The organism is Paracoccus sp. DMF (genome assembly GCF_004407025.1).
In the GTDB taxonomy this organism is placed as follows: domain Bacteria; phylum Pseudomonadota; class Alphaproteobacteria; order Rhodobacterales; family Rhodobacteraceae; genus Paracoccus; species Paracoccus aminovorans_B.
This window is the reverse complement of the sequence record NZ_SOKV02000179.1, coordinates 1-741: the sequence shown is the minus strand read 5'-3', so window position 1 is coordinate 741 and position 741 is coordinate 1. Positions and strand designations below refer to the sequence as shown.

General features: G+C 68.4%; 2 protein-coding genes. Both read right to left on the bottom strand.

What is annotated here, in order from left to right:
- Window positions 1–186: 186 nt before the first annotated feature.
- Window positions 187–621, bottom strand: a complete 435-nt coding sequence (locus E3D03_RS21080) for an NlpC/P60 family protein (protein WP_263568560.1) — start codon at window positions 619–621, stop codon at window positions 187–189.
- Window positions 618–741, bottom strand: a 124-nt coding sequence (locus tag E3D03_RS21075; protein WP_263568561.1) for a phage BR0599 family protein, incomplete at its 5' end; no start/stop codon positions are given. The genes E3D03_RS21080 and E3D03_RS21075, both read right to left, overlap by 4 nt.

Genomic DNA, 741 nt, shown 5'->3' with positions numbered 1-741 from the left:
ACGCTGGCCCTCGATCTTCTGCGCGGGGGCCAGCGACGATACGATCCAGCTGTCCACGACCGACCCAATGGTCGAGCCGATGAAACCGCCGATGGCAGCACCAGAGAAGCCGAGGATCGCGCCGCCGAAGGCCCCGCCGATGGCGGAACCGACAGCGCCGAGGACAAGGGTGGCCATGGGGAAATCTCAGCGTGCGGGGAAGAGTAAAGCGAAAGCGATGCGCCGTCGCCATGTCGGTGTCAGCGGTTCCTCGATCACGCCGAGGCGTTCGTAGGCATGAAGGAAGGTGTCGGGTCCGGTGAGGATGCCCACATGCTTGGCGATGGCGCGCGGCACCATCCGGAACAGGATCAGCGCGCCGGGCGGCGCATCGGCGGGTGCGATTTCCGGCATCATCGCCCGCGCTCCGTCTGCCAGCACCTCGCTCGGCCCGGTCTCACCCCAGTCGCGGCTGTAGGGCGGGATCGGGAACGGCTCTGGCCCCACAACCTCGCGCCAGACGCCGCGCGCGAGGCCGAGGCAATCGCAGCCGACCCCGCGCAGGCTGGCTTGGTCGTGATAGGGCGTACCAAGCCAGGAGCGCGCGACGGCGATGACAAGGGCGGGATTGGCAGTCTTCACAGCACCGCCCCCTCATGGCCGCCGTCCTTGGTGGCGTAGCGCAGCACGGCATCTTGCCCCGGGATGTGCGGGAAGCCCCGGAAGTTCGCGACATTGGCGAACTTCGTCCCGCAGGTCGCG